Annotated in this window: 9 protein-coding genes and 1 pseudogene; 4 read left to right on the forward strand and 6 right to left on the reverse strand. The window is 56.8% G+C overall.

From position 1 onward, the window contains the following. Positions 1 to 8: 8 nt before the first annotated feature. From prmA to CJD38_RS02505, 6 genes and pseudogenes are all read right to left on the reverse strand, one after another. Positions 9 to 875: pseudogene (gene prmA / locus CJD38_RS02480) on the reverse strand (50S ribosomal protein L11 methyltransferase); the annotation flags it as partial. Between the two features lie 210 nt (positions 876 to 1,085). Then, the gene (locus tag CJD38_RS02485; protein WP_206362855.1) at positions 1,086 to 2,738 is read right to left on the reverse strand and encodes an isovaleryl-CoA dehydrogenase; all 1,653 of its coding nucleotides are present in this window, start codon (positions 2,736 to 2,738) and stop codon (positions 1,086 to 1,088) included. Positions 2,739 to 2,852: 114 nt separating this feature from the next. Continuing rightward, on the reverse strand, positions 2,853 to 4,376 hold the full coding sequence (locus CJD38_RS02490) for a DHA2 family efflux MFS transporter permease subunit (RefSeq protein ID WP_107938709.1): 1,524 nt from the start codon (positions 4,374 to 4,376) through the stop codon (positions 2,853 to 2,855). A 26-nt stretch (positions 4,377 to 4,402) separates the two neighbouring features. After that, a complete protein-coding gene (locus CJD38_RS02495; protein WP_107938710.1) occupies positions 4,403 to 5,548 on the reverse strand; it encodes an HlyD family secretion protein in 1,146 nt (381 codons plus the stop codon). Beyond that, positions 5,545 to 6,972, reverse strand: a complete 1,428-nt coding sequence (locus CJD38_RS02500) for an efflux transporter outer membrane subunit (RefSeq protein WP_107938711.1) — start codon at positions 6,970 to 6,972, stop codon at positions 5,545 to 5,547. The genes CJD38_RS02495 and CJD38_RS02500 overlap by 4 nt, the downstream gene beginning before the upstream one ends. 16 nt (positions 6,973 to 6,988) lie before the next feature. Continuing rightward, complete coding sequence (locus CJD38_RS02505; protein ID WP_107938712.1) at positions 6,989 to 7,450, reverse strand: MarR family winged helix-turn-helix transcriptional regulator; 462 nt, start codon at positions 7,448 to 7,450, stop codon at positions 6,989 to 6,991. A 512-nt stretch (positions 7,451 to 7,962) separates the two neighbouring features. Between CJD38_RS02505 and CJD38_RS02510 the strand changes: the two genes are divergently transcribed. The 4 genes from CJD38_RS02510 to CJD38_RS02525 are packed head-to-tail and all read left to right on the forward strand — an operon-like array spanning position 7,963 to position 21,466. After that, a complete protein-coding gene (locus CJD38_RS02510) occupies positions 7,963 to 8,841 on the forward strand; it encodes an ABC transporter ATP-binding protein (protein WP_107938713.1) in 879 nt (292 codons plus the stop codon). Further along, on the forward strand, positions 8,838 to 9,851 hold the full coding sequence (locus CJD38_RS02515) for an ABC transporter permease (RefSeq protein WP_107938714.1): 1,014 nt from the start codon (positions 8,838 to 8,840) through the stop codon (positions 9,849 to 9,851). Before CJD38_RS02510 ends, CJD38_RS02515 begins: the two co-directional genes overlap by 4 nt. A gap of 48 nt (positions 9,852 to 9,899) precedes the next feature. Continuing rightward, on the forward strand, positions 9,900 to 17,093 hold the full coding sequence (locus tag CJD38_RS02520) for a type I polyketide synthase (RefSeq protein WP_107938715.1): 7,194 nt from the start codon (positions 9,900 to 9,902) through the stop codon (positions 17,091 to 17,093). Further along, entirely contained in the window at positions 17,090 to 21,466 is a 4,377-nt protein-coding gene (locus CJD38_RS02525; RefSeq protein WP_107938716.1) for a type I polyketide synthase, read from the forward strand. Before CJD38_RS02520 ends, CJD38_RS02525 begins: the two co-directional genes overlap by 4 nt. Positions 21,467 to 21,484 lie beyond the last annotated feature (18 nt).

The raw sequence follows: 21,484 nt of genomic DNA on the forward strand, positions 1-21,484 counted from the left end.
CGGCAAACGCCTGCGAGACGCGTCCAGCCTTCTTTGATCTGATCGGGTTCAGAGGTGAACCATGTGGCGTAGGCCTCGCGGACTTCTTCCTGCTGACGTTCCAGCAAGCCAGCCAACACGATCTTGCCACCGGCGTTCACGCTGGATGCCAGCAAAGGCGCCAATGAAATCAATGGGCGCGCGAGAATGTTGGCGATGACGAAGTCGGCCGGGAAGGGCACGAAGTCAGCCGGCAGCATGACGCGGATGCGCTCGAGCACGCCGTTTTCTTTGGCGTTGTTCTCGGTGGCGGTCAGGGCCTGTGGGTCGATGTCGACACAGATGGCATGCGCTGCACCGAGCTTGAGTGCGGCGATAGCGAGAATGCCGGAGCCACATCCGTAGTCGAGAACGGTTTTGCCTGTAAGGTCTTGGTGCGACAGCCATTCCAGACACAGCGCGGTGGTTGGATGCGTGCCGGTGCCAAAGGCCAATCCCGGGTCGAGCTTGAGGATGATGGCTTCAGGATCGTTGATCTCGCCAATCTTCTCGGTCGGGGCGACCCAGAGATGCTCGCCGAACTTGAGCGGGTGCCAATGATCGAGCCAAGCACGGACCCAGTCCTGATCTTCGATCAGTTCGCTGGCGATGGTGACGGTGTCGCCGTCTGGCAGCAGCTCGCGCAAAGCGTCTTGTGCGGGGGCGAGGTCAACGTTGTCATAGAACAAGCCGAGCGTGACGGTGTTTTCCCACAGCGGCGTTTCGCCGGGCAGAGGCTCCAGCACTGGACGGTCTTCGCCATCAATAAAGCTGACGCCGACGGCGCCATTGCCGAGAAGAATCTCTTCAACAAATTCGGGGTGTGCGCTGGAGATGCGCAATTGCAGCCAAGCCATGTGGGAATCCTGATGCGTGGTCTTTCTCGGGCGATCACGAGAAAGGGGCGCGCATTATAAGGTGCGCGCCGGTGATTCCCACGAACAGATAACTCCCTCTCCCCACGCTAGTGGGGAGAGGGCTGGGGTGAGGGGCTTGCACACTTTGCAGACCGAGCGGCCCCTCACCCTGACCCTCTCCCCGCAAGCGGGGAGAGGGAAACCATTTAGTTACAGCGTGCCAGTCAGCGAAGCGCGCTTAATCAACTCCACCATCGGCGCATCCGCGGCGAGGGTGCCAAGAACAAGGCCATGCCCACCACCCAAGCGACTCGAGCAGAAGGTATCACTAACAGCGCTGTTACCAGCACGAATCAGCGTCGTGGCCTGCAGGGCCAGCGCCATGCGTTCAACAATCAGGCGTGAGCGGGTTTCAACCGTGGCGCGATCTTCAAAGGCTTGTGACAGCCACTGAATCTCACGATCAAGATCAGCGTTCTCGCCGCGCACACTAAGCAGTTCGCCAAAGAAAGCTTCGCGCGTTTCAGGTTCTTTGTTTAATGCACGCAACACATCGAGACACTGGATATTGCCGCTGCCTTCCCAAATCGAATTCAAAGGTGCTTGACGATAGAGACGTGGCAGATTGGTTTCTTCGACATAACCAGCACCGCCTAAACACTCCTGCGCTTCGTTAACAAAGGCTGGTGTGCGTTTGCAAACCCAATATTTACCGATGGCAGTAGCGATGCGTGCGAAAGCAGCTTCGCCTTCGTTACGCGGGGATGCATCGACTGCACGCGCAACACGCATGGTGAGTGCAGTGTGTGATTCAGATTCCAGCGCCAGATCCGCCAACACATTTTGCATCAGCGGCTGTTCGATCAAACGTTTTCCGAAGGCTTTACGCGATGCTGCATGGTGTAGTGCTTGCACGCTAGCTTGGCGCATTAGTGCGCTTGAACCAATCATGCAATCCAGACGCGTCAGCGAAACCATTTCTAAAATCGTGGCAACGCCGCGGCCTTCTTCACCGACGCGCACAGCCCAAGCGCCATGGAATTCCACTTCGCTCGACGCATTGCTCCAATCGCCGAGCTTGTCCTTGAGACGTTGAATGCGAATGGCGTTACGCGTTCCATCAGCCAGAATCTTCGGCATCATGAAACAGGTAATGCCGCGATCAACGTAGGCCAGAACGAGCCACGCATCGCACATCGGCGCAGAGAAAAACCACTTGTGGCCGACAATTTCGTAGCTGCCATCGGGCTGTAAATACGCACGCGTGGTGTTGGCGCGCACATCAGAGCCGCCTTGTTTCTCGGTCATGCCCATGCCGATGGTGCAGCCGGTTTTTTGTGCGGCAGGCAATACGCGTTGATCGTATTCGTAAGAGTGAATCAGCGGCCCCCAGAATTTGGCGACTTCCGGTTGATGCATAAGCGCAGGCATCGCCGAGTGCGTCATCGTCAGCGGGCAACCGGTACCAGCTTCAGCCTGACTATGCAGATACGACACCGCTGCGCGCGCAACATGCGCGCCAGTCTTTTCGATGTTACGCCACGCATAAGCATGCACGCCGTACTGCATGCCAAGCTGCATCACCCGGTGATAGCTCGGATGAAATTCAATTTCGTCGATGCGATTGCCGTAGCGATCAAACGGTTTGAACTTGGGTTTGTTTTCGTTAGCGGTGTAGCCGAGTCGCATCAGCTCGCCACCCGCAACGCCACCGAATTCGCTCAGATGTGAATCCGCCCAAGCGCCACCTTCACGTGTGATGGCTTCACGCAGCGCAGTATCCGTGGTGTAAGCGTTGTAATCGCCGACTGGCGTCGCCTGATTTTCTACGGAGTGGGTAACGAAACGTTCTGCTGCAGACATGGCGGCCATCCAATCAAATATCTAGCCAGCATTTTGCGCCACGTCCGCGTGCACAGCCACTACCCACCGTATTGGGTAATCGGGATATCTGTGTTGCAGCTATGTTGTTGGAGATTAATCCGCTGCAGCCGTCACCGGCCCCTGATTGCGCGTAGGCTTTGCCAGCATCATGACGCCAATCAGCGCGAAGCTGATCCAACCGGAAATCCAGAAGAAGTCGATTGACGACATCAGGTAAGCCTGACTCTGCAGACCACGAGTAAGGATGCCGATCGATTGCGTCAACGAAAAGCCGTGATTGGTGAGTTCAGTGAGCGGTTGCGTCAGTGCAGGATCGTAGATGCTGGATGTTTCTGCCAAACGCGTTTGGTGAAATGCTTCGCGGCGATCCCACAGTGTGGTGGTGATGGACGTGGCGAAGCTGCCCGCAGTGATACGCAGGAAGTTGGTCATGCCCGATGCGGCAGGCACGCGTGATGCGGGCAGGCCATGCAGGGCGATGGAGACCAGCGCGATAAAGAACGTGCCCATCGCCAGACCTTGCACCAGCATCGGCAACACAAAGCTCCAGAAGCTGCCTTCAGCCACGTAGTTGGCGCGCATGAAGTAAGACAGGCCGAAGGTGACGAATGCAAAGATCGCAAACCAGCGCGCGTCAGTTTTCTGCAAATATTTTCCGACAAAGGGCGAGATTAATACCGCCACGATTCCGCTAGGCGCCGCGACTAAACCGGCCCACGTTGCGGTGTAGCCAATTTGTGTTTGCAGCCACAGTGGCAGCAACACCACGTTGCCAAAGAACACGGCATAGCCAAAGCACATGGCGATGGTGCCGAGTGTGAAGTTCCAGTTTTTGAACAGGGACAAATCAACAATCGGATGCTCTTCGTAAAGCTCCCAGATGATGAAGGCGATAAAGCCGACCAGTGCAACGAGTCCGAGGATGACGATCTGCGGGGAGTGGAACCAATCCAGATCTTTGCCGCGATCGAGCATGATCTGTAACGCGCCGATCCACGTCACCAGCAAGCCGAGGCCGACGGTGTCGATAGGGAGCTTGCGTGTGGCTGTTTCACTCTTGCCTAGATAACGCCAGCAAACGAAGGCAGTGAAAATTCCGAATGGAATGTTGATCAGGAAGATCCACGGCCAGGTGTAGTTGTCAGAAATATAGCCGCCAAGTAATGGCCCGCAGATCGGCGCTACCAACGTCGTGATCGACCAAATCGCGAGTGCAGTGCCTCGTTTCTCTGGTGGGAAAATTCCGAGTAGCAAGGCTTGTGAACCAGGAATCATCGGGCCCGATACGGCGCCTTGCAGTACACGAAACGCGACCAGCGATTCCAAACTCCATGCGATGCCGCAAAGGAATGAAGCGATGGTAAACATCAACACCGAGAACACAAAAGTTTTGACGACGCCGTAGCGCTGCATCAACCAACCTGTCAGCGGCACCGACACGCCGTTGGCTACGGCGAATGAAGTAATGACCCATGTGCCTTGATCAGGGCTGACGCCCAGATTGCCCGCAATCGTCGGAATCGAAACGTTGGCAATCGTGGTGTCCAGCACCTGCATAAAGGTGCCGAGCGCCAGCGCTAAGGCGGTAATCGTCTTAGCGCTGGGGTCTAGCTTCATTGCGGCTGCGCTCACGGCGTGTGCTCTTAACCAGCGTTAGCTTTGATGATGCGATCGATACGTGCTTGCGCGTCGCTGTTGTCAGCGTCGCTGATGCCAACCGGGCGCGGTGTTGTGCGCACTTGTGTGGCAACCAATAAGCCCGAAGTGTCAGCAACATCGACCTTCACACTCATCGACAAGCCGACGCGCAGTGGGTGATCGTGCAGTTCTTTAGGATCAAGTGCGATACGCACCGGAATGCGCTGCACGATCTTGATCCAGTTGCCCGATGCATTTTGCGCAGGCAATAGCGCAAAGGCTGCGCCGCTGCCTGCTGCAAAGCCTGCGATCTTGCCGTGATACACAACGTCAGTGCCGTAAAGATCAGCGTGCAGTTCTACCGGTTGTCCAATGCGCATTTTCTCTAGCTGCACTTCTTTGAAGTTGGCATCAACCCAAGCATCTTCCTGCGCAACAACTGCGAACAGTGGGGTGCCTGCAGCGATGCGCTGGCCGAGTTGCACGCTACGTTTGGCGACAACGCCAGCAATGGGCGCAATCAACTTCGTACGATGCAGCGCGAGCTCAGCATCACGTACTGCCGAGGCAGCGCGTAATACCTGCGGGTGATTGGCAATCGTCGTGCCTTCAGTCTGCGCATGCGTGGCATTGAGCTGTTCGCGTGCGGCGGCGAGGCTTGCACTGATTTCAGTGATGGCGTCTTGCGCATGTGCCAGTTCTTCGCCGGAGACCGCGCCATCAGCCGCTAGTGAAACCCGACGGTTGTAATCGTTCTGCGCGCGCTTAAGTGCGGCCTGGCGTTCAGCGATCTGTGCATTGAACTGACCGTTCTGTGCAAACAAGCCACGCACCTGGCGTACGGCGCGAGCGAGATCCGCTTCGGCCGAAGCCATCGCTGATTCCGCATCGGCGGAATCAAGTTCCACAAGCGCCTGACCTTTCTGCACGCTCTGCGTATCGTCGACATGTAGCGCGATCACCGTGCCCGGAATTTCGCTGGTGATCTGCACGATATCGGAGGAGACATAAGCATCGTCAGTCGATTCAAAGTGACGCCCGTAGATGAACCAATGCGCGGTCCAAGCCAGGATGCCGACAATGACGAGTACGGCAAGAATCAAGAGGCCGCGCTTGCGCTTGCTGTCGTTAGTGGTTGTTTCGGTATTCATGAAGCGGCTCCGTTGAGAGCATTAGGAATTTCTGGATCAAAGCTACCGCCGACGGCGAGCAGCAAAGTGACTCGTGCAATGGCTTGCGAGGCGACTAAATCAATCTTGGTGCGACGCGCGTTGAGCACAGCGGTTTCAGCATTGAGCACGCTGAGATAACTATTGAGACCGTTGCGATAACGCAGCTCAGCGATGCGGTAAGCATCTTCGCTGGCAGCTAAAGCCTCACTGCTTTCGGCAATTTGTTGTTTGTATGAATTCAGCAGCGTGAGTTGATCGGCTACTTGTTGCACGGCTTGCAGCACTGTTTGGTTATAGCTGATGACTGCGGCGTCTGATTCAGCTGATGCTCGGCGATAGCTGGCCTTGAGGCGTTGCGCATCAAACAGTGGCAGATGGAAAGTAGGGCCGCCGCCGTAGACGCGATCGTCAGAGACAAACAGATTGTCTAAACCAATCGCAGCGAAGCCTGCGAAGGCGCTGAGATTGATGTCTGGATAGAACGCGGCTTTGGCTGCTTCTTGTGCGCTGACAGAAGCGTCAACGCGTGCACGTGCGGCGAGGATGTCCGGCCTGCGTTTTAGAAGATCAATCGGCAATTGATTGGGCAGCACCAATGATGTGGTGAGATCAATCTTTGGGCGTTGGATGTTGGCGTAAGCATCAGCGCCGCGACCGGTTAATGCGGCGAGGCGATGCACGGCCAAATCAATATTCGCTTCTGCCTGCAAGCGCAGCAGTCGCGCTTGCGGTGCGGCAGCTTCTGCTGCGCGCAGTTCGCTGCGTGTGTCGAGCCCCGCTTTCACGCGCTTGATAGTGAGATCAAGAATGTTCTGGCGCTGTTCTTCATGGCGACGTGCGAGATCGGCCAGTACATAAGATTGATCAAGTGCGAGATAAGCTTCTGCAATGGTGCCGGAGAGCACATCGCGCGCTACGGCAACGTCGAGTTCGGCGGCTTTAGTTGCCGAACGACTCTGCGCAATGATGGCGGCTTGACGTCCGAAGAAATCGAGATCCCAACTCAGATTGAGACCAACGCTGCCGCGCCAGTAATGTCCACCACCAAATGGCGGCGGCACGATGTCGCGTTCTGGAAAGCGCTGATAAACCTCAGTGCCATCCAATGTGAAACCTGGTTGCGTTGCTGCTGACGTTGCTTGAACTTGCGCCTGCGCAGTGCGCACGCGTGTGAGTGCGAGCGCCATGCTTGGATTTTCACGCAGTGCGTCGTCGATTAAACGATTGAGCTGCGGATCCTGATAAATCGTCCACCAACCCTCAGCTGTTTTTGCGGCGGTGGGGCCTGCGAGTCCGAGCTGTGTTGCCTCAAGCGCTTTGGCTTGCGAGGGAACATCGGGCGCGAGTACGCAGCCGGTGAGGGCGAGCGTGAGAGATGACAAAGCCACTAGATGAAATTTCATGACATTCCCCAACGCACTATTTCTGCATTTCCACTTCAACGCGGCTGACGAGCTTTCCGAGCAAACGGGTCAGTTCGCCGACTTCGTCAACGGTGAAGCCATCCAGTGCGGTGTTCAGACGTTCAACGACAACAGGGATGAGTGATTCCACTGTTTTGCTGCCTTGTTCGGTGAGTGCGAGTTGCACGACGCGGCGATCTTCGGTGCTGCGCTGGCGTTCCAGCAGGCCGCGGGTTTCGAGTTGGTCGATCACGCGCGTCAATGCGCCCTGATCGTGGCGGTAGTCGCGGCAGATATCGGTGGCGGTGACGGCGAGGCCGTCGCGCACGGTCATCAGCACGACCCACTGCATGAACGTGAAGTCTTTCTGCGCAAAAGCGACTTCCAGGCATTCGCTCATCAGGCTGTGTGAGCGCTTGATGAGATAGCCAATGCTGGTCCGGGCGCGATAGCCCTCGGGTTGGTAATGCTTGTGCATGTCTAACATTGCCTCGGCAATAGTTGCTTAAGCAAACATTAATATCAGTTGAGCCAAAAGTAAAGTCGCCACGAGCGAGTCGACCGTGGCGATGCTTGCATTCGTTCAGGAGGCTAGTGGCGTGCGCCGAAATGGACGCCGTCTTGACTGATTTTGGGGATTTGTAAGCCTATTCTTACTATAAAAGTAATTAATTGGTGCAAAGTTTGGCTTGTCAGACATTGCTTGGTAAAAAAATCGACTTGATTTGTCAGAAATTTCCACTAAAACAATATATATCGTCCTACATAATGGGAAAGCCAGTGTTGCTATGTTACTGCTGCTATTAGCGTTTTAATGATGTTGCAGCGCAATAACTGAATAAAACTGTAATAAAAATGTAAAACGCGCATTTATTAAGAAAAGTTAAGGCTCGTTAGTAAGAAGTAGACCCCGCGGACTTTGTTGCAATGGCACCCCGTACGCCGCAGCGCTGTTCCGTCTTCGCTTCATCAATGGCTTTGTAAAAGAATATGGCCTCCGTGCTTGCTGTACGCGAACTTCGCAAGTTTTATCCAAAAGTTAAGGCGGTTAATGGGGTCAGCTTCGAGGTTGAAGAGGGGCAATGCTTAGGTTTGCTTGGCCCTAATGGCGCGGGCAAAAGCACGACGATTGAAATGCTGGAGGGTTTGGTCAAACCCACTTCCGGCGAAATCCTTTATCGCGGCAAAACGCTCGATGCCAATTACCGCGAGCGCGTGGGCATGCAGTTTCAACACACTGCGCTGCAGGATTTCCTGACAGTCCGCGAGAACCTCAACTTCTTCCGTTCGCTCTATCAGCGGACGATGCCGCTCGATCAACTGATTGAAGCCTGCCATCTGGAAGACTATCTGGATCGCGATCATCGCAAGCTTTCTGGCGGTCAGCGTCAACGCATGCTGCTCGCGATTGCACTGGTCAACGATCCTGATCTGGTTTTTCTGGACGAGCCGACCACTGGCCTTGACCCACAGGCGCGTCGCAATTTCTGGGAATTGGTTCGTAGCGTCAAAGCGCGTGGCACCACGGTGGTGCTGACCACTCATTATATGGAGGAGGCGTACCTCCTCTGTGACGACATCGCGATCATGGACCATGGTCGCGTCATCGCTCGTGGTTCACCGCAGAACCTGCTGGCCGAACATTTCAATGACAGCGTTCTCGAACTGCCCGCCGCCGAAGTGGCAGGGCGTGAAATCGATCTTCCCTTGGTCCATAAAGAAGACCGCGTCGAAATCCTCAGCGCGGATGTCAACGCTGCCGTACGCAAGCTGTTGGATGCGGGACTGTCGCTGGCGCAGCTGAAGATCAGACCGAGAACATTGGAAGACCTGTTCATCCAGCTCACTGGTAAGGAGCTGCGCTCATGAGCAAGCGTCTTATCGCGATGATCAAGGCGCGCATTCTTGAAGTGCTGCGTGATCGTTCCGCTTTGGCCTGGAACCTATTGTTTGCACCTTTGCTAGTCATTGGCATGGCGACGGTGTTTTCCGGTGGCGCACAAACAGTGGCGAAAGTCGGCGTGATCGGCGATTTGCCACTCACCGCAGAGAGCAATGCCTTTCTCGGCACGCCCGCAGTGTCCTTCTATAAGGAGACAGAGCCGGACAAGGCGATTGCCAAGGTGCAGCGTCAGCGCATCGACATGCTGTTGGACCTGCGCAGCCATCCTTCGCGTTACTGGATCAATAGTGAATCCGCCAAGGGCAGCCTTCTGCAGAAAATGCTGCTGGTGACAGAACCTGCCGCGCAAGAACAACCGGTGACCGGTGCGCGCATCCGTTACGCCGACTGGCTGGTGCCAGGATTGTTGTCACTCAACATCATGTTCTCGAGTCTGTTTGCGATTGGTCACGTCATCGTGCGCTATCGCAAATCCGGTTATCTCAAGCGACTCAACGGTACGCCGCTGCGCGCGTTTGAATTCATCAGCGCTCAATTGCTGGCCTGCCTGATTCTGATGGTGGTTGTTAGCGGAGGCATTTTCACCGCCTGCAATTTGCTGCTGCATCTGCGCATGGAAGGCAGCTATCTCAATCTGTTGCTGGTGGCGGCGCTGGGTTCGATGACCATGATCGCCATGAGCCTTCTCGTCGCTGCGCGTATTTCCAGCGAAGAGCTTTCGGGTGGCTTACTCAATCTGATTTCGTGGCCGATGTTGGTGTTGTCTGGCGTGTTCTTCTCGCTAGATGGCGCGCCAGGTTTTGTGCAGACCCTGTCCCAACTGTTTCCGCTGACGCACATGCTCGAGGCTGCTCGTGCCGTCATGTTGGACGGTGCTGGTCTTGCCGATATCGCCAAGCCGCTGACGGTGATGGCTTTGATGACGCTGCTGTTCCTTGCGCTGGGCGCAAGCATATTTCGCTGGACCCAAGATTGATTGTTTAGATCAGCTGACGAGCTGGTTGCCAGGGATGGAAGGTGTTGTGTGGATAAGCGAACCGAATTAAACGCCGACAAGGCAAGTGGATCCCTGCTGTGCGTTCCGCAGATCTCCAACTCTGAAAAATTCCGCCTGTTGGCGATCACGCCTTTGGAACGTGCAGATCTTCCGTTGGCTCGCACCTTGGCGCGACATGATGTTGCCGTTGCGCTGGACATTGGACGCAAGCCGCAAGAGTGGCCGTCGCTGTGGGCGCAGATTGCGCAGGATCGTACTTCCGATTTGGGTTTGCGCATTGCCGACGGAGTCGACGTCAGCGATCTGGCTTTGCCGCACAACATCAGTTTTCTGATCGTCGACGGTGATCTATCGCGCTTGCCTGCCGATTGGCGCAAGTTGCCAGTGCTGGCACAGGTCTGCTCAGTTGCTGAAGCGCAAGCGGCATTGCTGGCCGGTGTTTCGGGCCTCATCGCGAAGGGACAAGAAAGTGGTGGTCGCATCGGTAGCGAGAGCAGCTTCGTGCTGCTGCAAAGACTGCTGGCCTTGGTCGCAGCGCAGTCAGGTGAGGCCGTTCCTGTTTGGTGCCAAGGCGGCATCGCACTCAACACCACGGCGGGCGCATTTGCCGGTGGCGCTTACGGCGTGGTGGTGGATTCGATTCTTGCCGCTTTTCCCGAGAGCAGCTTGCCGCAGGAACTCAAGACTCAAGTCTTGAACATGGACGGCAGTGAGGCACGTGAAGTCGCCGGTTATCACGTCTACGCACGTGGTCAGCGTGAAGTTGCCGCTTTGGAAAACAGCGACTCCGCTGCCGTACGCGCAGCGATTGCAGCGGGCAGCTTGTTACCGCTAGGCCAAGATGCGGCGCTGTCGCGTTTGGTTCTGAGTGAGTGCTCCAATATCGAAGCCTTGGTGCAGACACTGCGCCAGCGAATTGCCGGACAAGTCCAGCAGGCGCAAACCTTGCGCGTGCTGGACGAGAACAATGCATGGGCGCGTTCACACGGCACGCGCTATCCGATTGCGCAGGGGCCGATGACGCGCGTCAGCGATACCGCGGCCTTTACGGCGTCAGTCGCCAACGCTGGTGGTCTGCCTTTTCTTGCTTTGTCGCTGATGCGTGAAGCCGCCTGCCGCGAACTGCTCGAAGCAACCGTGCAACAGGTCGGCGATAAACCTTGGGGTGTTGGCTTGCTCGGTTTCGGTTCGCCGGAAATTCTCAATCCGCAATTGGAACTGGTGAAAGAGTTCAAGCCGACGGTGTTGTTGCTCGCAGGTGGTCGTCCGTCGCAGGCGCGACCTTTCATCGAGATGGGCATCCCCACCTATCTGCACGTGCCTTCACCGGGCTTGCTCGATCTGTTCCTCAAGGACGGCGCCACGCACTTTGTTTTCGAAGGTCGCGAGTGCGGCGGCCACGTCGGTCCGCGCTACAGCTTTGTGTTGTGGGAGCAGGCGATTGCGTTGTTGTCGCAGGTTGAAAATCCCGAACAGCTACATGTGTTGTTTGCTGGCGGTATTCACGATGAGCGCTCTAGTGCAATGGTCGCTGCGATTGCAGCACCGCTGGCTGCGCGTGGTGCAAAAATCGGCGTGCTGATGGGCACCGCTTATATCGCAACCGCTGAGGCCGTTAGTGACGGCGCGGTGCTTGAGAGTTTTCAACAGAGTGCGATTGTCGGTGGAGAAACCGCCTTGGTCGAAACCGCGCCGGGCCATGCGATCCGCTGCCTGCCTTCAGGTTTCCTTGATTTGTTCGAACGCGAGAAAGCGCGTTTGCAGAACGACGGCATCGAACAAAAAGAAATCTGGAAACAGATGGAGGCGCTCACGGTGGGTCGCCTACGCATCGCGACCAAAGGCGTTGATTATGTCGACGGCAAACTCTCTGCGATCAGCGCCGAGACTCAGGCCGCCGAAGGCATGTACATGATTGGTCAGATCATCGCGATGAAGCGCGCAGTGATCACGGTCGCCGAGTTGCACGCGAAAGTTACTCGCGGCGCGACGGATTACATTGCCAAGGTTCAGGTTCCCGCGCTGCAGCGTGCACGCAATTCAGAGTCGATCGCGATCGTCGGTATGGCTTGTCTGTATGCAGGCTCGCCGGATCTTGAAAGCTATTGGAGCAATATTCTCGAAGGTCGCGATCTGGTCACGGAAGTGCCTGCTGATCGCTGGAGCGTCGAGCAGTACTACCGTCCGACCGTCACTGCCGACAAGAGCATCAGCAAGTGGGGCGGCTTTATCAATGACACGCCGTTTGATCCGCTCAAGTTCGGCATTCCGCCCGCATCGCTTGCCGCGATTGAGCCGGTGCAGTTGTTGTCCTTGGCGGTTGCGCAGCAGGCGATTGATGATGCCGGCTACAACAGCCGTTGGTTTGATCGCGAGAAAACTTCGGTGATTTTTGGCGCCGAGGCCGGCATGGACCTTGGCAATCAGTACACCTTTCGCAATCTGTTCTCGCAATACTGCGGCGAAATACCAGAGGCACTAGCCAAGGCTTTGCCAAGCCTGACCGAAGATTCTTTTCCCGGCATGTTGGTCAACGTGATCTCGGGTCGCATCGCCAATCGTCTCGGATTAGGCGGCGTCAATTATTCGGTGACCTCGGCTTGTGCAAGCTCGCTGACTGCGATTGAACTCGGCGTCAAGGAATTGCGCGCAGGCAGCAGCGAGATGGTGCTGGCGGGTGGCGCAGATTTCCATAACGGTATTGCCGACTTCCTGATGTTCTCATCTGTCGGCGCGTTGTCCGCGAAGGGCCGTTGCCGTTCCTTTGATAACGAAGCCGATGGCATCGCCCTCGGTGAAGGTGTTGGTGTAGTCGTGCTCAAGCGTCTGTCGGATGCTGAGCGTGATGGCGACCGCATCTATGCAGTGATTGATGGCATTGCAGGTTCCAGCGATGGCAAAGGTCTGGGCCTGACTGCGCCACGTAAAGAAGGACAGAAGCGTGCGCTAGAACGAACCTACTGGCAGGCGGGTGTGTTGCCTGGAGAAGTCGGGCTCGTTGAAGCGCATGGCACCGGCACTGTTGTTGGTGATCGCACCGAGTTGAAGACGCTGACCGAGGTTTACACCGCTGCGGGTGCAGTGCCAGGTCAAGCGGTGTTGGGTTCGGTGAAAAGCCAGATCGGACATAGCAAGTGTGCCGCTGGTATCGCCGGCATGATCAAGATTGCCAAGGCACTGCACCATCGCGTGCTGCCGCCGACGGGACAGATCACGACGCCGAATGCGGCTTATCGTGTGGAGTCCAATCCTTTCCAACTCAATCGCAAACCTGCGCCGTGGTTACCACATGCTGCTGTCGCGCGCGCTGCGGTCAGCGCCTTCGGTTTTGGCGGCACCAATTTCCACGCAGTGTTGGGCGCTTATCCAGCACATCAAAGCGCGGTTGGTGCAGCGCATCTGCCTGCTGAATTATTTGTAGTGCGTGCAGTCAGTGACGCGGATGCGCAGGCCATGCTGCGCGAACTCGCTGCATTTATTGACGCCTCGGATGCGCCACTGAATCTACGTGACCTCGCCAACACCCTTTGGCAGATGGGCGATGGCGCGGTGCAGATTGCCTTCGTCGCCGAAGACCTCGCTACGCTCAGCAAGCGAATTGCAGCAGCGCTGTTGTTGGGCATCGCCGATACGAACATCCATCGTCGCGGTGAGTCGGATAGTGTCGGCAAAGTCGCGTTCCTGTTTTCAGGCCAAGGCAGTCAATACACCGGCATGCTGCGTGATCTGCTGGTTTACTTTCCGCCGCGCGCAGAACTATTGGCCGCAGGCCGTGATGAGCTGTCACGAATTTATCCATCGACGGCCTACGATGACGCCACGCGTAAGCGCCAGCAACAGGAGTTGACGGACACCCGCATAACGCAACCTGCACTCGGTTTGGTTGAGCAGGCGGCATTCGAGTGGTTGCAGCGTCTTGGTATCCAGCCGGATATGGCAGCTGGACACAGTTATGGTGAACTGGTGGCGCTGGCCACCGCCGGTGCCTTTGATGCATCGACCTTGCTGACGCTCTCACGCGCTCGTGCAGAGGCCATTGTTTCTGCCATCAGTGGTGGTGACAACGGCGCGATGGCCGCAGTGCGACTAGACGTTGAGAGCCTGCGCCCTTTGCTCGCAGGTTTCCCGACCGTGGTCATGGCGAATCAGAACAGCCCGATACAGACCGTGATTTCAGGCCCGACCGTCGATGTTGAAGCGGCCTGCGCTTTCCTCGGCCAAAACAATATTGGCTACAAGCGCATTGATACCAGTTGTGCATTCCACTCGCCTTTGATGGCAGCAGGCGAAGCCAATTACGCCGAAGCGTTGCGCGGGCAAGTCGTCGGTGCTTTGCAATGGCCGGTGTATTCCAATGAGCACGCAGAGCCTTATCGCAATGACGCCAAGGACATCTGTGCCAGCTTGGCGCGCCATATCGTCAGCCCAGTTCGTTTCGTCGCTGAGATCGAACGCATGCATGCGGATGGTGCGCGACTATTCCTTGAAGTGGGTCCGCGCAAAGTGCTGACCGGTTTGGTTGGTCGCATTCTCAAGGACCAAACACACACGGCGATTGGTCTTGATCCGGAAGATCGCGGACTCGCCGGTTTGCTTGAGACCTTGGCACAACTGGCAGTGTTGCTGCCGAATTTCGATGCCAGCGCTTTGTTCGCAGGTCGCACGCAAGCACTGGATTTGAGCAAGCCACAGAAATTGTCTGCCACCACTTGGCTGGTGAATGGTGGTCGTGCATGGCCACTCAAGGGCAATGCGCCTGCTTACGCGGCAGCTGTCATCACGCAGCCGGTGATTCATGTTGCGGCCGCACTGTCGACACCTGCATCTGTCGCAATCGCAGGAGTGGTTGCGCCTGCCGTCATTACTTCTGGCGACCAAGCCTTGGTCGGTTATCTCGCAAATATGCGCGAGCTGGTTCACGCGCAGCGTGATGTGCTGCTGGGTTATTTCGGTGCGCCGGGCGCGCAGGTCGCCGTACATGCGAGTGAGCGCTCATCGGTGGTCGCTACCATCGCAGCCGCACCCACTGTCCTCGCTGTAGCGCCTATTGCTGTCGTCAGCGAAGCATCCGTTGCACTCAACAGCCAGCAAGTGCTGCTATCGATTGTCAGCGAGCGCACCGGCTATCCGGCCGAAATGCTGGATCCCGATCTTGATCTCGAAGCGGATCTATCGATCGATTCAATCAAGCGTCAGGAAATTATTGGCGAGCTGTCGCAGCGCATGTCGCTGCGCAGTGCCATCGGTGCCAACGCTGATGCCTTGCTTGAACAATTGACTGCGCTGAAAACCTTGCGTGCGATGAGTCAATGGTTGACTGAGAAATTGCCTGCGCCAACGGCGTCAGTGCTTGTTGCAGAAGTGGCGAAGTCTGAGCGACTTGAAACGCAGGTTCCTGCACTGGCCGCGATCACGGTAGGGCCTGCTGCGCAGCCGCCGGTCGGGCAGATGTTGCTCGATATCATCAGTCAGAGCACTGGCTATCCGCCGGAATCGCTGGATCCCGATCTGGATCTGGAAGCAGATCTGTCGATCGACTCGATCAAGCGTCAGGAAGTGGTGGGTCAGCTTTGCACGCGTATCGGTGTTGAGAACGGCAGTGACAAAGACGCGATGCTTGAACAGCTCTCAAGTCTGAAGACACTGCGCGCGATGACGACTTGGTTGGAGCAGCGTTATGCGCCAGCCGCCGCGCCCGTTGTGACTGCTAGCGCGCCAACGCAATCACAAAGTATTCCGCTCGGCCGGTACATCTTGCGTCTCAAGAATGCGCCAGCGCCGAAGTTTGTTGCTGATGCGCTGGTCGGCAAGAAATTTCTGATCAGCGATGATCGTTTGGGATTGGCGCCGCGCGTCGCTGCTTTGCTGCAAGCACGCGGTGTTGAGGTCCAGATTGTTGATTTCCCCAGCGCCAAGGCACTGCCATCGGATCTGGATCAGATTGATGGATTGGTCCATCTCTGGAGCTTGAATCCAGCAAGTCGCCTGCGCGATGTGAAACGATTGTTCGCTGTTGCTCGTGATTCCCTGCAGAAAAAAGGACGACACATTTTGGTCGCCAGCACGCTGCGTGGAGATTTTGGTTCGGCGAACGCCAGATCGGAATTCAGCTATGGCGCAGGGCTCGCGGGCTTGGTCAAGACGGTCGTCAAGGAATTTCCGGATTTGCACGCGCGTTGGGTTGATTTCGATCTTGCCGAATCACTTGATGCGATCGCCGGTTATATCGAGCAAGAACTGCTGGATCAGAATCCATTGCCTGAAGTGGCTTACCAGGCCGGTCAACGCTTCGTGCGCGAGATCGTGCCGACGGAATTGACCACCGGCTCGTTGGACGGCTTGCCGCTGACACCGGAAAGCACGGTGCTGCTCACTGGCGGTGCGCGCGGTATTACGGCCTTGATTGCGATTGAGCTGGCGCGTCGCTATCGCTGCCATCTGGAAATCGTCGGCCGCTCTTCGATGCCGACGCAGGAAGAGCAGGAGTTGACGCGTGGTATCGATGATCCGCGCAAATTGCGTCAGACCTTGTTGGCTGCAGACCCGAAGCGCAAGCCTGCGGAAATCGAAGTGCAGACGCGCGGCATTCTGGCTGATCGCGCAGCGCGTGAAACTTATGCGCAGGTGATTGCAGCGGGCGGCAGTCTGAATTACGTCAAGCTGGATGTGCGCGATAGCAAGGCGTTCATGCACTTCATCGACAGCGTCTATGCGCGTCGTGGTCGTATCGATGGTGTGATTCACGGCGCCGGTGTGGTCGAAGACAAGCTGGTACGCGACAAGACCGACGAGAGCTTTGGTCGTGTGTTCGATACCAAGGTCAGCGGCGCGATGGTGCTGAATCGCCGAATCCGCGATGACGTCAAATTCGTGGTGTTCTTCTCCAGCGTTGCCAGCGCGTTTGGTAATCGCGGGCAAGTTGACTATGCCTCGGCGAATGATGTGCTCGATAAATTGGCGCATAGCTGGCAGAACCGTATCAGTGGTCGCGTGCTGTCGGTCAACTGGGGCCCTTGGGCCGACACGGGCATGGTTTCGGAATCCTTGAAGAACGAGTACCAGCGCAAAGGCATTGGCCTGATTCCGCAACAGGAAGGCGTTGACGCCTTATTGCGCGAGTTGTCGCATCTGACCGGCGACGCACAGATCTTGTTGATGTGCGGTGCTCCGGAAAATTTTGACGGCCGCAGCACTCAGCAGCCCGCAGAGGCGGCGGCTTGAGCCGCATCGCCATCATTGGTTTGAGTTGCCTGTTTCCGGGCGCGCCTGATCTTGGGCGCTTCTGGCGCAATATTGTGGACGGCGTTGACGCCATCAGCGAAGTGCCTGCAAGTCGTTGGGACGCCAGCTTTTACGATCCTGAATCCAAGGCAATCGATCGCTTCTATTGCAAGCGTGGTGGCTTCGTCGACGCTTACGCGGATTTTGATCCACTGCTGTTTGGTGTCATGCCAAAAGCCACAGAGTCGATTGAGCCGGATCAATTGCTGACGCTGAAGGTAGGTTACGAAGCGCTGCGTGATGCCGGATACGAGCACAAGGAATTTGCGCGTGAGCGCACCGGCGTCATCATCGGCCGTGGCAATTATGTTGGCGCTGGCGTGCTGCGTCTCGAACAGCATGTGCGTTTACTGCCGCAGATTTTGCAAACGCTCAAAGATTTATTTCCTGATCTGGGTGCTGATGCCTTGGCTGCAGTGCGCAGTCGTTTGGAGCAACAATTTGCGTATTACGGCCCGGATGTCGCGGCGGGCATGATCCCCAATCTGTTGGCCTCGCGTCTGGCCAATCGTCTGGATTTGCATGGTCCGGCGTACACGCTGGACGCTGCTTGCGCGAGTTCGCTGATTGCAGTCGAACAAGGTTGCGCGGCACTGCAACGCGGCGAGACCGATCTGATGTTGGTGGGTGGCGCGCACCTGACGCACGATCTCACGTTCTGGGCCACCTTCTGCCAGCTTGGTGCATTGTCGCGCAGCGGCACGATCCGACCTTTGTCAGAAGACGCTGACGGCATTCTCGCAGGCGAGGGCGTCGGCATGGCCGTGCTCAAGCGACTCGATGATGCCTTGGCCGACGGTGATCGAATTTACGCAGTGATTGAAGGCGCGGGTTCATCCAGCGATGGACGCTCTGCAAGCTTGGTTGCGCCATCGGTCAGTGGTCAACGCATTGCACTCGATAAAGCTTGGGCCAACGTTCCTTTCGGACGTGATGAAATCGGTTTGCTCGAAGCACACGGCACTGGCACGCCGACTGGCGACGGCATCGAGTTGGAGACGATGGGCGAATTCTTCGGGCCGCATGAGCGCGTGACGCCAAGAGCAGTGATCGGTTCTGTGAAGTCGATGATTGGCCATGCGATGCCGGCTTCTGGCATGGCCAGCCTGATCAAGACGGCCTTGTCGGTCTATCACGGCGTACTGCCGCCGACTCTGCACTGCGATAAGCCACATCCGAAAATGGCAGCGACACGTTTTCGCACCATCGGCCGCAGCGAACCTTGGACCTTGCCGCGCGAGCAACGCGTGGCGGCGCTGAATGCTTTTGGTTTTGGCGGCATCAATGCGCACGTGGTGTTGCGCGGTCTACCGCAGACAGCGGCGCTGCCAGTAGCGCATTCGCCACTTGCGACGGTGCTGATGTTGTCGGCGGATACGCCGGAAGAATTGTTGCTGCGTCTAGATAAAGGTGAGAACGATGTAAATCCGCGAGACGCTCGCTGCCGCTTGATCGTGTTGGCACCGGATCTTAAAAAACTGGCGACTGCTCGCAAGGTCGTCAGCGCAGGCAAGCCTTGGCAAGGTCGTCAGCAAATCTGGTTCTCGCCGTCTGGATTGATCGGCGCCGGTGGAAAAATTGCGTTTGTCTTTCCCGGTGTCGACAGCACTTTCCAGCCACAGGCCGATGATCTGGCGAGCTACTTCGGCAAGCCTCTGCCCCCGCATTGCGAGCCACAGGATCCAAGTCAGTCACTGAGTCGTGTGGTGGTTGGGCTGATGGGATTCAATCGCTATCTGTTTGATCGATTGACCGAACTTGGCATACACGCACAAGCCTATGCGGGCCACAGTGTCGGCGAATGGAGTGCGATGTTGTGCTCCGGGATGATGGATCAGGCGTTGTCTGATCGCACCAATGCCGGAATTGATTTCGATGCGGTGAAGTTTCCCGATGTTCAGTTTCTTGCCGCGGCTTGCGATAAGGAACGTCTGCGTGAAGCGATGGTGGGTTTGGAGCGCATCGCGATATCGCATGACAACTGCCCACATCAGGTGATCGCCTGCGGTGCGCGTGAATCAATTGCGATCGTTGCCGAGCGTCTGCGTTCGGCAGCGGTGTTTGTCAGCGTTCTACCTTTTGTTTCCGGATTCCATTCGCCACTGTTTGCTGATCACATGGATTGGTATCGCCAATTCTTCGGTGCGGCGGAATTGCTGCAACCGTCGGTGCCAGTGTGGTCGGCGACCACCGCTGCGCCGTTCCCGTCAGCGATGAGCGACAAGCGCCAACTGGCGTTGGATCATCTGCTGCAAGCTGTGCGTTTCCGCGAGTTGGCCGAAAACCTCTATGCAGAAGGCGTGCGGTTGTTTGTGGAAGTTGGCACCGGGTCCTTGACTGGTTTTATTTCGGACACGCTCAGCGGCAAGCCGCATCTGGCGCTGCGTTCCAATCATGAAAGTCGTAGCGGGCTGGCACAGTTGCAGCAGCTTTGCGCTGCACTGTGGGTCGAGGGCGCAACGTTTGATCTGCGCCTGTTGCTGAATTCTTCGGCAGCGTCGGTGCAGGATGTTGTCGAACCCTTGAGCGTCAGCACACGCAAGCTTTCTCTCGGCGTGCCACTGGTTCGTATCTCCGTGCCACTGGAACAACATTTGTTGCCGGCCAGTTTTGCAAGCTCGATGCCTTCGGAGTTGTCGAGTGTTGCCGCCAACGATTTCGTCGGCACCATGGTGCGCGACACACTGGTAGATATCGAGCGCAGCGGGCGTGAAGTGCTCGCCTTGTGGCAGCGTCATCGCCAGGTGCCAGTGCCGCTGACCCCGATGATTGCGACTGTGCCATCCATCGTCGCGGGTGCGACATCGCAGCGGTTGCTGCGTCATCTTGATATCGAAACGACGATTCCCTACGTCAAGGATCACGAGTTGTATCCGCAACGTCCGGCTTGGCCGATCGTGGCGGACCGTCATCCAGTAGTGCCGATGACGATGGAAGTGATGCTGGTGCGTGAAGCGGTGGAAGAAATGTTGCCGCGAAGCAAGGTGATTGAGGTCAGCAACATCCAAGCTTACAACTGGCTAGCGGTCAGCAAAGCACTGACGGTTGAGTTGAGTGTTGAAGCCGTCGGTACTGATCAATTCGACGTTGAGATCATCGGCTACTTCAAGGCGCGCGTGACGGTGGCGGACGACTATCCCGCAGCTGATCTGTTGCCGTCTGCGGCGCTGCAGTCCCGGCGCAAGACGGAGGTGAGCGCCGAAGAACTCTATCGCGAAGGCTGGATGTTTCACGGCCCGGCCTATCAGGGTGTCGCTGTCTTTGACGGCATTGGCGATAACGGCATTGATGGCACGCTATGCGTACCGTCAGGAAAAGGTTCGCTGCTCGACAATATGGGGCAGCTCGCTGGTTACTGGGTGATGGAGCAGCCTAGCGATTGCTTGGCGATGCCGATCGGTGTTGATCGCATACGTTTCTTTGCGCCTGATCCGCAGCCGGGTGAACTCACCAACGCGAAAGTACGCGTGCGTGATCTCGATGCACTCAACTGCGTGACGGATCATCAGCTGCACAATGCCAATGGAAACCTGTGCATCGCTATCGACGGCTGGCGTACGCGACGCTATCAAATGGATAAGGCCTTCTGGGTCGCCAGCCGCAAGCTTTCGCATTTGCAGGCATCGCAGAACGTGCCGCCGAATGTCGCGTTGTTTGATGATCGTTACGACACCGCAATCTTGCGCGACTATCTTAGCCGCCGTTATCTCAGTGCAAGCGAAAGAGAAATCTATGACGGCCTGCCGCCACGTCGGCGACGTCAATGGCTGGCGGGTCGTGTTGCTGCCAAGGATGCCGTCCGCGCATGGCTACAGCAGCACCGTGGTGTTGCAGCGGTGTGGCCGCAGGAAATGTGCATCGACAACGATGAGTTCGGGGCACCCAAACTGCGCGCCAACGTCACGCAGACGGTGCCGAACTCGCTGCATATTTCCATTGCACACAAAAATCTCAAGAGCAGCACGCTTGCTGTCGCAATTGTCGGAGAGCAAGCGGTTGGCATAGATATTGAAGTTGTTGAAGAGCGCACACCCAGTTTTCTCGAGCTCACCTTTAGTGCCGCGGAGATGGCCATGTTCTCTGCTGAAAATACTGCCGCCGAATACACCCGCGGCTGGGTCGCCAAGGAAGTTGTTGCCAAGCTTTGCGGCACCGGCCTGCAAGGTCGCCTGCACGATTACGTCATCACGGCTCGCGACAGTGATTGCTTTTGCGTTAACGGCTACTGGGTCGTCACCCACGCCTTACGCGAGTGCATCGTCGGCTGGAGCCTTGCACAACCCGCTGTCGCGCTGCGTGCCCATTCCGTCTAACTTTCTATCGAACCCTAA

The organism is Stenotrophobium rhamnosiphilum (genome assembly GCF_003052265.1).
Taxonomy (GTDB): Bacteria; Pseudomonadota; Gammaproteobacteria; order Nevskiales; family Nevskiaceae; genus Stenotrophobium; species Stenotrophobium rhamnosiphilum.

What these genes read in the sequence shown, in the direction of transcription:
- CJD38_RS02485 (WP_206362855.1), bottom strand. Translation starts at nt 2,738, where the DNA reads ATGTCTGCAGCAGAACGTTTCGTTACCCACTCCGTAGAAAATCAGGCG.
- CJD38_RS02490 (WP_107938709.1), bottom strand. Translation starts at nt 4,376, where the DNA reads ATGAAGCTAGACCCCAGCGCTAAGACGATTACCGCCTTAGCGCTGGCG.
- CJD38_RS02495 (WP_107938710.1), bottom strand. Translation starts at nt 5,548, where the DNA reads ATGAATACCGAAACAACCACTAACGACAGCAAGCGCAAGCGCGGCCTC.
- CJD38_RS02500 (WP_107938711.1), bottom strand. Translation starts at nt 6,972, where the DNA reads ATGAAATTTCATCTAGTGGCTTTGTCATCTCTCACGCTCGCCCTCACC.
- CJD38_RS02505 (WP_107938712.1), bottom strand. Translation starts at nt 7,450, where the DNA reads ATGCACAAGCATTACCAACCCGAGGGCTATCGCGCCCGGACCAGCATT.
- CJD38_RS02510 (WP_107938713.1), top strand. Translation starts at nt 7,963, where the DNA reads ATGGCCTCCGTGCTTGCTGTACGCGAACTTCGCAAGTTTTATCCAAAA.
- CJD38_RS02515 (WP_107938714.1), top strand. Translation starts at nt 8,838, where the DNA reads ATGAGCAAGCGTCTTATCGCGATGATCAAGGCGCGCATTCTTGAAGTG.